At 37.2% G+C, this 14,878-nt stretch carries 8 protein-coding genes and 1 pseudogene; 5 read left to right on the top strand and 4 right to left on the bottom strand.

Going from position 1 to position 14,878, the window contains the following annotated elements; translation table 11 throughout:
- Nucleotides 1-2,628, bottom strand: a complete 2,628-nt coding sequence (gene leuS / locus CJP74_RS00550) for a leucine--tRNA ligase (protein WP_119496329.1) — start codon at nucleotides 2,626-2,628, stop codon at nucleotides 1-3.
- Between the two features lie 308 nt (nucleotides 2,629-2,936).
- On the opposite strand from leuS, the gene CJP74_RS00545 reads away from it, so the two are divergent.
- The 5 genes from CJP74_RS00545 (at nucleotide 2,937) to CJP74_RS00525 (ending at nucleotide 10,271) form a co-directional block, all read left to right on the top strand.
- The gene (locus tag CJP74_RS00545) at nucleotides 2,937-7,739 is read left to right on the top strand and encodes a hypothetical protein (RefSeq protein ID WP_119496328.1); all 4,803 of its coding nucleotides are present in this window, start codon (nucleotides 2,937-2,939) and stop codon (nucleotides 7,737-7,739) included.
- Between the two features lie 184 nt (nucleotides 7,740-7,923).
- Entirely contained in the window at nucleotides 7,924-8,850 is a 927-nt protein-coding gene (locus CJP74_RS00540; RefSeq protein ID WP_119496327.1) for a hypothetical protein, read from the top strand.
- Complete coding sequence (yfaE, locus tag CJP74_RS00535) at nucleotides 8,837-9,094, top strand: class I ribonucleotide reductase maintenance protein YfaE (protein ID WP_119496326.1); 258 nt, start codon at nucleotides 8,837-8,839, stop codon at nucleotides 9,092-9,094. The genes CJP74_RS00540 and yfaE overlap by 14 nt, the downstream gene beginning before the upstream one ends.
- Before the next feature lie 93 nt (nucleotides 9,095-9,187).
- Nucleotides 9,188-9,691: a heme utilization cystosolic carrier protein HutX gene (gene hutX / locus CJP74_RS00530; protein ID WP_119496325.1), complete on the top strand. Its 504-nt coding sequence runs from the start codon at nucleotides 9,188-9,190 to the stop codon at nucleotides 9,689-9,691.
- Between the two features lie 16 nt (nucleotides 9,692-9,707).
- On the top strand, nucleotides 9,708-10,271 hold the full coding sequence (locus CJP74_RS00525; RefSeq protein WP_119496324.1) for a pyridoxamine 5'-phosphate oxidase family protein: 564 nt from the start codon (nucleotides 9,708-9,710) through the stop codon (nucleotides 10,269-10,271).
- 40 nt (nucleotides 10,272-10,311) lie between these two features.
- Here CJP74_RS00525 and CJP74_RS00520 read toward each other — a convergent pair whose 3' ends face one another.
- The 3 genes and pseudogenes from CJP74_RS00520 to CJP74_RS00510 all read right to left on the bottom strand — a co-directional run.
- Nucleotides 10,312-11,556: a NupC/NupG family nucleoside CNT transporter gene (locus CJP74_RS00520; RefSeq protein ID WP_119496323.1), complete on the bottom strand. Its 1,245-nt coding sequence runs from the start codon at nucleotides 11,554-11,556 to the stop codon at nucleotides 10,312-10,314.
- Between the two features lie 265 nt (nucleotides 11,557-11,821).
- Nucleotides 11,822-13,096 (bottom strand): NupC/NupG family nucleoside CNT transporter, encoded by a 1,275-nt coding sequence (locus tag CJP74_RS00515; protein ID WP_119496322.1) that lies wholly within the window; start codon nucleotides 13,094-13,096, stop codon nucleotides 11,822-11,824.
- A 685-nt stretch (nucleotides 13,097-13,781) separates the two neighbouring features.
- A pseudogene (locus tag CJP74_RS00510) lies at nucleotides 13,782-14,567 on the bottom strand (WlaTC/HtrL family glycosyltransferase); the annotation flags it as partial.
- Between the last annotated feature and the right edge of the window lie 311 nt (nucleotides 14,568-14,878).

Raw genomic sequence — 14,878 nt, 5'->3', positions numbered from 1 at the left:
TTATTTAACGACAATATTTAGTAGTTTGTTTGGTACGTAGATAACTTTAACTACTTGTAAGCCTTCGGTAAATTTAACTACATTTTCATCAGCAAAAGCAGCTTCACGTACTTGCTCTTCTTGTGCATCTGATGCTACTTCTAAACGAGCACGTAATTTACCATTTACTTGCACCACAATTAGTTTAGTATCTGTAACTAGAGCATCCTTGTCTGCTTCAGGAAGTAACTCAAAGTCTAGTACTGTATCTTGCTCTAAAAGTTGCCATAGAGCATGGGTAATATGTGGGGTAAATGGGTGAAGAAGTTTAACTAAATTAAATACAGCTTCGTACATTACCGCAAAGTCTAAACGCTCAGCTAGTGGGTGTTTAGTTAAAGAGTTCATTAACTCCATTACCGCAGCTATTGCCGTATTGTAAGCTTGACGATCTACGTCATCACGTACTTTAGCAATAGTTAAGTGCACTAAGCGACGGATTTCTTTTTGTTCCTTACTTAAGTAAGCATGGTTAAAGCTAAAGTCAGTAATACCTTTTTCTTTAGCACCTAAAACCACATCATGGCTAAGGTTCCAAACACGACGTAAGAAACGGCTTGCCCCTTCTACCCCAGCTTCTGACCATTCAAAAGCAGCTTCGGTAGGAGCCCCGAACATAATATATAGACGTACAGCATCGGCACCATAGTTTTCTAACATCTCAGTTGGAGAAACTCCATTTAACTTAGATTTAGACATTTTTGGTAAACCAGCATAAACTACATCATATTTACCGTCTTTAGTTTTACCTGCAAGAATTGCACCTTTTTCGTCACGGATAACATCTACTTCACTTTGAGGAATCCAAACGCGCACGCCATTGTCATCATGGTAGTACCATGCGTGATTTAGCACCATTCCTAGAGGTACATATTTAGTTACTGGCTCATCACAAGTTACAAAACCAGCATCACGAAGAAGTTTGTGGAAGTAACGAATGTAGATTAAGTGTAAACATGCGTGTTCAATACCCCCTACATAGTTATCTACAGGTAACCAGTAATTAGCTTCTTCTTTGTTTAGCATGCCACCTTCAAAGTGAGGCGAAGTATAACGGGCATAGTACCAAGAAGACTCAACGAAAGTATCAAAAGTATCTGTTTCACGTGTTGCAGGTTGACCTTGGTAAGTAGTTTCTTTCCAAGCTTGGTTGTCAACTAATGGGTTAGTTACTTCTTCACCTAGAGTTACATCTTCTGGCAGAACAATTGGTAAGTCTTGTTCTTCTACTGGCACTACCGAACCATCAGCTAGACGTACCATAGGAATTGGACAACCCCAGTAACGTTGACGTGAAACACCCCAGTCGCGCAGACGGAAGTTAACTTTAAACTCACCTAAACCTAGAGATTCAAGTTTTTTACCAATAGCAGCGTGAGCTTGTTCTGAAGTTAAACCATCAAACTCACCTGAGTTACAAAGAATACCTTTTTCGCCATAAACTCCTGCACTATAGTCCCAAGTTGAACCGTCTTGGGCTTTAATTACAGGAAGAATAGGAATGCTGTATTTAGTTGCCACTTCCCAGTCACGTTCATCGTGAGCAGGAACACCCATTACTGCTCCCGTACCATAGTTCATTAAAACATAGTTAGCAATATAAAGAGGTACGAGCTCGCCAGTTAGTGGATGAGTTAGTTTAACTCCTGTATCAAAAGCTAATTTTTCAATTGTAGATAAATCAGCTTCTGAAGTTTTCATTACTTTACATTGTTCTACAAAAGCATTAACTTCTTGGTTTTGTGCCGCTAAAGCTGTTGCTAAAGGATGCGTTGCAGCTATAGCTGCAAAGGTAACGCCCATAAATGTATCAGGACGAGTTGTAAATACTGTAATTTTACTTACTTGTTCGTCAAGTTGGTAACCGTTTTTCTCAGTTACATTAAAAGTAATTTCTAGACCTTCAGAACGTCCAATCCAGTGACGTTGCATTTGACGTACGCGCTCGGGCCATTGCTCCATAGTATCAAGACTATCTAAAAGTTCTTGAGCATAGTCTGAAGTACGTAAGAACCATTGATCTAATTCTTTTTGTACTACTGGAGTATCACAACGCCAACAACGTCCGTCTACTACCTGCTCGTTAGCTAGTACAGTTTTATCTACATTACACCAGTTAACCGCAGATTTTTTACGGTAAGCAATACCTTTTTTGAAAAGCTCAGTAAAGAATTTTTGCTCCCATTTATAGTAATCCGGTTTACATGAAGTAATTTCACGATCCCAGTCATAACTATAACCTAGGCTCTTAACTGTTTGCTTCATTTTCGCAATGTTTTCGTAAGTCCATTTTGCAGGAGCTGTACGGTGAGCAATAGCCGCATTTTCTGCAGGCATCCCAAAAGCATCCCAACCAAATGGATTTAATACGTTTTTCCCTAACATACGTTGGTAACGTGCTACTACATCACCAATGGTATAGTTACGTACATGTCCCATGTGTAACTCACCTGATGGGTAAGGCCACATTACTAAACTATAGTATTTTTCCTTGCTAGGATCCATCTCCACATGGAAGGTATTATTTTCTTCCCAGTATTTTTGGGCTGCCGCTTCAACTTCGTGCGGCTTATACATATATTCGCTCATAAAAACCTTTTTTCTGTTAATGAAAATTACACCAATCAAACATAAAATTATCTTAATTTTATGCAAGTTAGACCTTGCATAAAAGATGAACAATAACTAGGATTGTGCATCTTCTAAACAAGGGAAACTAATCTTTAAATTATACTCCAATTTACTCTAGTTTGGGAAGATTATTTTTTTCCGCAATTTTTTCACATATTTAGGGCATTTCATAGTAATATATAGTAGAATAATACCCACAAGAACGCCCAGGAGTTAATTATTGCAATTTGCTCTAATTTAACTCTACCAAACAACATACCATCGCTATGGCTCTAATTAAAAAAGACATCAAATTCTTAGGGGAAACCTTCTCTTTCCCGGTAAAAGATACAGCTGAGCACCGTAATATTTCTGACCGTGCAGCCGAACGCTTAAATACCTACTATAATCTGGTACTAAGTAATTATCTAAATTCTTTACCTAATCTCAGTGAACGCGAACGTAAAGAGTTTAATCAAGTTCCTGAAGATAAGAAAAACTTTTTTGCCGCAACTATTTCTTATAATGCGGTAAAAGAACTGATTGTTAATGAAGATTTACGCAAAGAGCAGCATCGTAAAGATCAGGCTGCTCTAGCTGCCGTGGCTCAAGAACAAATTAAGTTAAACCAAGCTCTCACTGAGAGTAAGTCTAACCTGAGCCAACTCCAAGATAAAGTAAAAGAATTGCAAGATACTATCCATAGCCTCAATATGGATAAAGTTAATCTGCAACGTAATCTCGATACGGCAAATACGCGTTATCAAGATTTAGAATTAAACTTTAGATTTACTACCGATAACCTAGATAAATCTTTGGCTAAGGCTAAAGAAGACCTGAGTGAAGCAAAAAAACTTGCCGAACAAAATAGTCGAGCAGCCGAAGAAAAAGCAGAAAAAGCTTTAAAAGACCTTAAAGCTAGTCTCAATCAACAGTTAGCGGCAAGTAAAGAAAAGGCAGAACAAGAATTAGCAGCTTTACAAGCGCGTTATGAGCAAGAAAAAAGCGAGCATCGCAAAGCTAAAAACCAAGTTGCTAGTCAAACTGCCGAGCTTACAGATCTAACCCGTCAATTTGACTATATCAATCGTCAATACCAAGATCTAAGCGACAATTATAAAAGCCTCAAGCAAAATAAAACTGATCTCGACCTCGAACACGCCTCAGCTCTGGCTAAGGTGAAAAAACTTGAAGATGAACTTAAAAACGCTAAAAGCGAAAGTTCGGATTATAGTCAAAAACTAACGGCTGCTGTAGCGGCACAAGCGCAAGCGGAAAAAGAACTTAATGATCATCTCTCAAGAGCGAGTTATGTAGAAAATTCTCAAATTGAAAGCCTACAAAATCAGCTTAAAGCAAGCAGTAAGCAAGTAGAAGAACTTACTCAAGCTAAAGCACAACTCGAATTAGATCTGGCAGCTAAACAAGAAGCTTTAACTAAAGCTCAAAAAGAAGCTACGCGTCTTGAAGACCAACTTGCTCATGCTAATCAAGAATTAGAAAATCTTGAAGCCCTACAAGCAAGTAAAGAGCAAGTAGAACAAGAACTAGAACAACTGAAAAAAGAGCATCTTTCCTTAGTGGCTTCTCTTTTAGATGCCCAAGAAACTCAAGTTAAATACGAGTTAGCCCAAAAACAAATTGCTCAACTTGAAGAGCAATTAGTTGCCCACGACTATCAAAGTCTAAGCCAGCGTGAAAGTAAAGATAGCTTACAAGCAACTTCACAAAACCTCCAAAGTGAACTGCAAGCGAGCCAAGCTCAAGTGCTTACTTTACTGCAAGCAAAAGAAAATCTTGAGTTAGATTTTAGTGCTCTAAAAGAAGAAAAAGAAAAACTAAGCCAAGACTATGCTGAGTTAAAAGATCTTCCTGAGCAACTCGAGCAAGTGCGTGCTGAAAATCTTGAAGCTCAAGAGCAAGTAGATACTCTACTTAAAGCCAAAGAAACGCTTGAGTTTGATTATGAGGTGCTCAAAGAAGAAAAAGAAAAACTGAGCCAAAACTACTCAGAACTAAAAGATCTTCCTACACAACTCGAGAAAGTTCGTGCTGAGAACCTCGAAGCCCAAGAGCAAGTTGATACTCTTCTCAAAGCCAAAGAAACTCTTGAGTTTGATTATGAGGTGCTCAAAGAAGAAAAAGATAAACTGAGCCAAAACTATGCTGAGTTAAAAGATCTTCCTGAGCAACTCGAGCAAGTGCGTGCTGAGAGTCTTGAGGCACAAGAGCAAGTAGAAAGCTTACTTAAAGCAAAAGAAACGCTTGAATTTGACTATGAGGTGCTCAAAGAAGAAAAAGAAAAACTAAGCCAAAACTATGCTGAGTTAAAAGATCTTCCTGAGCAACTCGAGCAAGTGCGTGCAGAGAATCTCGAAGCGCAAGAGCAAGTAGAAAGCTTACTCAAAGAAAAGCAAACACTTGAATTTGACTATGAGGTGCTCAAAGAAGAAAAAGATAAACTGAGCCAAGACTATGCTGAGTTAAAAGATCTTCCTGAGCAACTCGAGCAAGTGCGTGCTGAAAGTCTTGAAGCCCAAGAGCAAGTAGAAAGTCTACTCAAAGAGAAGCAAACTCTTGAGTTTGACTATGAGGTGCTCAAAGAAGAAAAAGAAAAACTAAGCCAAGACTATGATGCGTTAAAAGATCTTCCTGAGCAACTCGAGCAAGTGCGTGCCCAAAATCTTGAAGCCCAAGAGCAAGTAGATAGCTTACTCAAAGAAAAACAAACCCTTGAGTTTGATCTTAAAGTGGCTAAAGAGCAAGAACAAAAATATCTTGCTGAGTACACTAAACTCAAAGATCTACCTCTAGCTCTGGAAAAAGAGCAAGAACAAAATCTTGAAGCCCAAACGCAAGTAGAAACTTTATTACAAGCTAAAACAAGCTTAGAAGCAGATATAACTAGCTTAAAAGAAGAGCTAGCTCTGGCTCGTGAGCAACTCGAAGTAATTTCTGTGGTAAATGAAGAATTACATCTTCAACTTGAAGAAATGCAAAATGAGTATACGCAAAGCGAATGCCAAGCTGCTATAGAGCAAGCGCAACTGCAAGCAGATCATTTAGTAACCCTCAATGACCATAAACGTTTACTTGATGCTGTAACTGCAAATGACTACCTCACCCTTGACTTAATTGAAAAATACTCAAGTCAAAACGAAGCTCGTCAATTAAACGACTTAAATCGAGCATATAAAGAACTTGAACACGCTCTTGAAGCTAAAGACCATGAAATAGATACTTATGAACAGTATCTCTTTAGCCATATGCAACAACTTCAAGCTCGTAATGACGAACTTGCGGTATTAAAAGCTAAATACCAGCACTTAAGCGAGAAAAATGAGCAGTTAACTAAAGCAAGTGAGCAACTTAAAGAGCAACAACAAAAAGTACAACAAGCTTATCAAGCTAACAGTGAACTCAAAACTAAACTTGATGCAAGCCAAAAACAGTACAATCAAGCTCTGCAAGGACAAGAACAACTGCGTCAAGCCCAAACTGCGTTACAAGCTCAACTGCAACAAGCTACTAAAGCTAGTCAAGAGCACGAGCAAAGTCTTGCACAACTGAGAGCGGAAAAAGAACAAGCTCAAGCTGAGTTAGACAAACTTGCTAAACAACACCAAGAAGCTCAAGAGCAAGTAGCAAGCCTACAAACGCAAGTGAGCGACAAAGAAGCTCAAGTTGCAAGCTTAGAAGCTCAAGTTAGCGACAAAGAAGAACTGACAGCTCAAGTTGCAAGCTTACAAACTCAAGTAGCTGACAAAGAAGCACTCGCAGCTCAAGTTGCAAGCTTACAAACTCAAGTAGCTGACAAAGAAGAACTCGCAGCTCAAGTTGCAAGCTTACAAACTCAAGTAGCTGACAAAGAAGAACTCGCAGCTCAAGTTGCAAGCTTACAAACTCAAGTAGCTGACAAAGAAGCACTGGCAGCTCAAGTTGCAAGCTTAGAAGCTCAAGTAGCTGACAAAGAAGCACTCACTTCTCAAGTTGCAAGTTTAGAAGCTCAAGTAGTAGCAAGTAAAGATTTAGCTAACCAAGTTGCAAGCTTAGAGGCTCAAGTAGCTGCAAGTAAAGACTTAGCTAACCAAGTAGCAAGCTTACAAGCTCAAGTTACAGCTAAAGCTGAGCAAGCTAGCCAAGCTCAAGAGCAGTTAGCTCAAGCTAAAGAACAACAAGTGGTGCTTCTAAATCAAGCAGAAGAGCGCTTAACTGCTTTAGCGCAAGAAAAAGACCAACAACATAAATTAGCAGTAGAAGCTTTAGAGCAACAACTTACTGCTTTACAAAAACAATCTGTATCTATGACAACATCAAAAGAGTATCAAGATCTACTGCAAGAGTTTGAGAATTATCGTCGCGAAAATAGCTTTAATCTCGAAGCTCTGCGTAGTGAAAAAACTCACTTAATTCAAAAACTAGAGCGTAACCAAGAAGTATTAGTTAATTTAAGAAGTCGTTACGAAAAAGAAATTAACCAACTTAAAGCTAATGCTTCAAGCCCTAATTCTGGACAAACGGAAAAACTTCAAGAACAAGTTAAAAGCTTAACCGCTCAACTTGAACAACAAAACTCTAGTAATGAAAAAAGCTATCAATCTCTAGTTAGCGAACTGGAGCAAGCTAAAGCTCAAGTGGCAAGCTTAACTCAAAGCAAACAGCAACTAGAAATTGAACTGCATAACCTCAATATTGACAAGCAACAGCTAGAAAACCAAGTTGCTGATTTAAGTCTTGAAATTGGTAGCAATAGTGCCGAATACGATGAACTGGCTGAACACCAAGAAAATCAAGCTGAACTTATTGCCCAATTAGAAGCACAACTTGAGAAAAAAGGTCGCACGCTTAAAGTAAAATTTGCAGACGACCCACAAGTAGCTAAACGTCAAGAAAATGCATTAGAAATTCTGGGCCGTGAAAGAGTACGTTTCCAAGCTGTTCAAGATGGCTTAACCAACATGTTAAGCAATCTACAACAGCAAGCTCATGAACAAAAAGCTAAAAGTGGCGTAAATAAAGCTCGTCACGAACTGCAACAAATGCAAAAACAGCTAGAAAAACTAACTGAACTTGCCAAAGAAGTGCTTTAACTTGAGTCCTCTTGTCAAGTATAGATAAAATAAGCCTCGCGAATATAATTTTCGCGAGGCCTTTTTTATGAATTGCGGTCAATTCAATCTAAACGCTGAGGATAAATCGAGCAGAGCTTGTTCTTTACGTTATAATCAAGGGCGTAGAGCCCTAATATTTAACTAATCAACAAAACTCTTTTCTATGCTAAATTTTCGTCTCAATACTTACGCCCTTACAGCTAAATTTGCCCAATTAGCTAATTTACGTAAGCCAGTAAATATTGTTTACTTTCATGGTTTTACCATGCATGATAATAATTATCTCTTAGCCGCTGCCATGGCAAAAACTGGGCTACTAAAAAACCTTGAAGGCAAAGAGCTAACTCAATTTGAGTTCTATAATGACCCAGAGGCTCTAGCTAAGGTTGAAGCTAAACTCAACACTTTACCAGCCTCAGAGACCGAGCAACAAAACTTTGGTAATTTTATTACGGTAAGCTTAGACTATGGTAAAGAAAGTTTTTCTTTAAATGAGGTAATCCCAGAATTTGTAAAACTTCTTGGACGTCGTAAAACTATCTTTTTTGCCTATAGTTATGGTAATCTAATAGCTCAACTTTTTATGCAACGCCTCAATAACCTTGCTGGAGAAGAAGAATTTGTCTTTCAGCGTTTAGTTGGCGTTTATGGTATTAATGGTAGCCTCTTACCTTACGATGACAACTACTCGATTCCCGCAGCCATTGCTTTAAAAACAGCTCTAACTTGGACGCGCAATTCATTTTATATGTTTGCCGTGAATATGGGCATGCCTAAAGAGCAATTACAACTGGTACGACAAAGAGTAGAAAATGTTGCTGATAATACCATTCTTGCCCAACAACAAACGCTAAAAGCCCTAATTCGGGATTATGATATGTTCTTAAGCTATCTTAATAATCCAGCTCTTACCGAAAAATGGCGTTCGATTCAAGCAGCTACAGATGATAAGATTTTCCCTCTGGAAAATCTCTTAAAACTCGGTCGGGCATATAAAATTCCTATCCGTACAGCACGAGGTCCTCACTATCTTGCTCCTGCTGAACTGTTAGAAATTCTTTGTGCCTCTACATGTTATGAAGAAGTATAAAATTACCTTACTCCGTTCGCAAATTACCTTTGATTTTGATAATAGCAAGAGTTTATTGCAAGCTCTTGAAGAACAAGGTATCCAACCTGAATATGGTTGTCGGACGGGGTTTTGTGGGCACTGCCGTACGGTTGCTGCTTCTGGACAGTGGCATTACCAGGATGTGCCTCTAGCCTTTATTCGCTCAGGGCAAATTTTACTTTGCTGTGCTATAGTCGATTCTGACTTGGAATTAGACCTTTAAAAAGGAGCTTGGGCAAGCTCCTTTTTAAATGTAAATAGTTAACATTTGGGGTATAATAAAACATAACTAGTTACTTTTAAGTCTGAGATAAATATGACCCTAAATTTAAAAGAGCAGATTAGTGCTTATTTAGCCGACAATCCGCATGCCCATACTTTAGACTTAGCCCAGACTTTTGCTCAACCAGAAGGGCTAATTATTCAAGCACTTCCTGATGAGTTTGTAAAACTTCTTCCAGGAGAACAAGCTTTTAAACTTCTTGAAGAGCTAACCACCTGGGGTAATCTTACGACTATTGTCGAAAAAGATGGCTTTATTTGGGAAGTAAAAGCTCCATTCCCTACAGGCTCGTTTGCCCGCGGTTACTATAACCTGAATATGGGACCAGGAGCTAATCCTGAATTACAACTCCAAGGTCATTTACCTGAAGGTAAAATTAGTCAAATCGCTCTAATTAGTAAACCTTTCCGTGGTAAAGAAAGTTATGCCTTTGCTTTTATTTTAGAGAACGGACATGTAGCTTTTAAAATCTACTTAGGCCGTGATGAAAATCGCAATCTCTATCCAGAGCAAGTGGCTAAATTTAAATCACTCTAACTCAAAGAAAATAAATATGTCACTAGATCCGCAAGAAAAATCACGTCGTTTAACTGAACGCTTAAATCCGGAAATAGCGGCTTTAAAAGCTTCAGTAAAAACTGCAATTATTTCCAGTTATGATAATCAAGGGGTACCTAATGCCTCTTATTCTCCTTTTGCCATTCACGATGGCTACTACTATATTCTCATTTCTGATGTAGCAAAACACGCAGAAAACCTTCGTCAAACAGGTAAAGCTCATATTTTACTAATTGAAGACGAAGATAAAGCGCGTAATATTTACGCTCGTCAACGTTTATCTTTCCACGCTAAGGTAACTCCTGTGGATGCAGATACACCTGAGTTTACGCAAGGGGTTAAAGCCCTCGGACAACGCTTTGGTGAAATTGTTAGTGAACTTTCTACTATGAAAGACTTTAACCTTTTCCGTCTTGAACCGCAAGATGGTCTATATGTAAAAGGTTTTGGTAAGGCATTCAATGTAGGTAATGATGAACTTGTTGAACCAGTTCACTTAACTCAAGGTCACTTATTTGATCAACGTGAAGCTGTAGCTTTAGACGAAGATAAAGAATAAAAAAAATCCCTTAAGGCTTGCTGCCTTAAGGGACTTTTTATTAGAGGCTTACAAAAAAGCCTGCAATAGCTGCCGAGTTTAAGTTAGCTAAACTTGAAGCTAAAAGAGCATAAACACCAAAGCGAGCTAGGTCATGTTTACGACTTGGTGCCAGATAACTAATACTACCTAAGAATACGGCTATTGAACCTATATTAGCATAGCCACATAAACCAAAGGAAATCATTACTCCAGTTTTAAAATCTAAATCTTTAAAACCTTCAAATACTCCATTGGCATCACGTAAAATATACTTACTAAACTCAAAGTAACCAACAAACTCATTGGTAATGGTTTTTAAACCTAAAAGTTGAGCTGCTACTTCAGTATCTTGCCATGGAACACCTAGTAAGAACATGAGGTATTTTAATACCTTAGCTAACATCCATTGTAAGCTCAAGTTATCTAAACCTACAAACGAACCTGCCCAAGAAAGAATACCATTAATAAGGGCTATAATTGATAAAAAGGCAATTAGCATAGCTGCCACATTTAAGGAAATAAATAAGCCGTCTGAGGCTCCATTAGCAGCTGCTTCTAAAACATTGGAAGGACGTTTATATTCGAGTTTTACATCCTCATCATCTTCACTTTGTTGGGTCTCAGGAATTAAGAGCTTAGCAAAAAGTATTGCCCCAGGTGCCGACATGCACGAAGCAGCAATAATATAATTTGCAGGTATGCCTAAGCCGACATATCCCCCAATCACTTCTCCAGAAATACTTGCCATGGCAGCCACCATAACTACAAATAACTCTGAAGTGGTCATTTTACTTAAATAAGGTCGTACGGTTAACTCAGGGTTACCGATAAAAATTGCTGAGGCAGTTGCTAAAGACTCAGTACGTGTTGTACCAAGAATCCAACGTAAAAAGCCACCTATAGCCTTAATCAGAATCCCCATTATGCCCAGATAATAAAGAACGCCAATTAACGCAGATAAATAAATAATGGTCGGAAAGACATCAAGAGCAAAAACATAATCAAACTTCTCTTGATTGATTAAACTGCCAAAAAGAAACTCTGATCCAGCTTTGGCATAGCTAATTAAGCGAACAAAGCCCTCAGATACAGCTTCTAGGATCTTTTGTCCTAGGGGCACATATAGAACAAAGCCCCCAAATGCCCATTGAATAGCTAAGGCTAAAAGAACTGTACGCCAGCGAATAGCTTTACGATGTTTAGAAAAGAGGAAAGCAATAAAAATTAAAACTGCAATTCCCACTAGGTTCATTAAGGGAAACATAGCTCGTCCTAATTAAAAGAGTAAAAGAGCGAATAAGCTAGACCTATTCATATCCTATAAGGTCAACACTTATAGTTCCATTTATTATACTTATTCTCACCCCAACCCCTAAACTTTATTGCCAAAGCGTGAGGTAAATCACATTTTTTTGCATCAAAATGATCATTTTAAAACAATCTTGCATTTTTGTTGACCAAAGAGTAAGTGTTTTAGCTTAATTTAGGCACAAAAAAATAGGCTCACAAGGAGCCTATTTTTTTTAAGATTAAGCTACGCCACCACCAATGCTGAAGAAGAAACCAGCGATTGTAGCTGACATTAGGTTAGATAAAGTACCACCTAATACTGCGTATAAACCTAAACGTGCTACGTCTGCACGACGGTTAGGAGCCATTACACCTAAACCACCGATTAAGATAGCAATAGATGATAAGTTCGCAAAACCACAAAGTGCGAATGAAAGAATTGTACCTGTGATTGGTTGGATACCTTCCCAAGCAGCAAATACACCATTTTCACCTTTTACTACGTATTTAGATAATTCTAAATAACCTACGAACTCGTTAGTAATTAATTTAATACCGATAATACCACCAGCTAGAGTAGAATCTTGCCATGGAACACCGATTAAGAATGCTAAGTAACGGAATGGAATAGAAACTAACCATGTTAAGCTTAGGCCATCAAAACCAAATAGGCTACCGAACCAACCTAAGATACCGTTAATTAAACCGATGATTGATAAGAATGCTAAAAGCATTGCAGCTACGTTAAGTACTAAAAACATACCATCAGAAGCACCGCGTGCAGCAGCTTCTAATACGTTAGCTGGAGCGTCATCTTTATCAACTTCCCCATCTTTAACAAAAGTTACAGATTTTTCTGTTTCAGGGATTAATAACTTAGCAAATAGTAAACCACCTGGAGCAGACATGAATGATGCCGCAATTAGGTAAGGTGCAGGGATACCCATACCGATATAACCTGCTAATACAGAACCTGCAACTGAAGCAAGACCACCCACCATTACTGCAAATAATTCTGATTCAGTCATTTTTGCAATATATGGTTTAACTGTTAATGGAGCTTCTGTTTGACCAACGAAAATGTTAGCAGCTGCAGATAATGATTCAGTTTCAGAAGTACCTAGAATAGCTTTTAAAGCACCACCGATACCACGGATGATGATTTTCATTACACCTAAGTAGTATAAAACTGAAATTAAAGACGCTAAGTAGATAATAACAGGTAAAGCTTTAAACGCGAACACAAAGCCTACGTTGCTTGCGTCTGTTAACCAGAAACCTAAAAGGAAGTTAACCCCTTCACTTACATATCCTAATAATTTAACGAAACCATTTGATACAGCGAATAAAATCTCTTGACCAATTGGTACATAAAGAACGAAGCCACCAAATAAGAATTGGATTACCAGTGCTAAACCTACTGTACGTAATCTAATTTGTTTTTTATGCTTCGAGAACAAGAAACCAATTGCTAGTAGGACAATAATGCCTACAATACTCATAACGATGCTCATAATTACCTTTTGAAGTTAAATTTTACCTAAAGTAAAAAGATAATTTGAGCTAGCTACATAAAAGCAAAGTCCATTTTTTTAACAGCCCCCATGTAACAAAGTTCGCATTATTTTTAACTTTAAGTAAAGCCAAACATTAAATTAGTAGATCTATTCTGCTCGCCAAGCTCTAGGATTCAAGACCAAGTAGAGAGTGGGGAGATTATAGAATCTAAACTTAACTGTAACTTTATAATTTCGATAAATTACAGATTATTACTGGGGATATACATAACTTATAAAATAAAATTAAAAGCTATATTATGATAAATTTTATGAGTTTTAAACATAAAAATCAATAATTTAGAATTTAATTTTATAAAATAAGAGTTGCATACTTGTAAGATTGTTAAGCTTATTATACATATAAAAGCTGATTACGTCAGAATAAAATAATCTTTTACGCAAAATTTTTTTCCACTCATCTTTTATGTTAGGCTAACTCCCTGTAGTTAGGCATATTATTTAGGTATGACTAAATGATCCCTGAGTAAAAATAAGGGTTTTAGGGGTATTATTAATTATTAGTTATTTACTGGCAAAGATAAAGACAAAAAAAGTAGAATGGATAAATACAAAAAAAGAAGAATAGGGAAATTCCATTCTTCTTTTTTAGTTGTATAAAATCAACGATAAATTATTTAAGTTACTTACCGATTAGTGCTCTAAGAGCTTTTCTAATTTTAAAGCCACGTGAGTTTTGGTTATAAAGATTAGCAATATTATCTACTTTCCAAGTTACACCTACATAACGTACTTTGAATAACTCTGGACGTTTTAACATACAGTACATATACACGCCCTGATCATCATCAATAATATTTTTTGAGAGCAACTCTTCAATTGATTGGTTTAATAAAGTATTAAATTCACGCCAAGCTTTATGATCACCTGCAAAAATACAACCTACGATATAAACATGGTTTTCGTACATATAACGAAAAACTTGTTCTTCGGTATTAAATGGCGGAATACGCTTTTTCTTCATTACGTTAAAAAAGTTGATTTTATTTGGGGTAAAATCAAATTCCCAACGTGTTAATCCTTTAAAGAACTTTTCTCCACGGTGATAACCAAAATCTACCCATGCTACTTGTTCATGCTCTACTAAATTATGGTCAATAGCATAATTTACAAAAAAGGTTTTTGCAAAGTTAACTACATTGTATTCAGGTTTAAAGTATTCAATGTTACCATTTTCGAGAAGTTCAGGAGAAACTTTACTTCTATACTCAGGATCAAAAAGTACCTTTGTAACTCTTTCTAATAACTCAGCTTTTTCTTTTAATAAATCGTAGATAATAACTGTAGTTTTACGCTCTCCGCGAAGCTTAAGTACATGTTCTTTATCTTCTTGGTTAGCAACAAAAACAACCATGTCATTTTCTAACTTCGCTAAATTAGCAAAGTAATTAAAATAGTCTTGTGCACTACGTTTAGACGCTTGCTAATTTGCACGACCTAAATCATAAAAAGCGGTTACAATAGAAATGTTTGTATCTTGCTTCGACAAAGTATTCTCCTTTGATAAAAATGGAATTTTCTTGCATTATATCAATAAGCCTTTATATAGTCTTATTTTTTCATTTCTGCTAATTATTTAAAGGAAATAAAGTTATTCTTACTATGCTCAATAGCACCTTTTATTTTATATACGTGACCTAGACGGTTAAGATGAAAATTTATTAAAGCACATGTACGCCATACCGTTTTATATTAGCTTAATCAGGCTAATCACATAAA

It is taken from the genome of Psittacicella melopsittaci, from assembly GCF_003585925.1.
Lineage (GTDB): Bacteria > Pseudomonadota > Gammaproteobacteria > Enterobacterales > Psittacicellaceae > Psittacicella > Psittacicella melopsittaci.
Note: the sequence above shows the minus strand (reverse complement) of the source record. Positions and strands in the feature narration are given on the sequence as shown.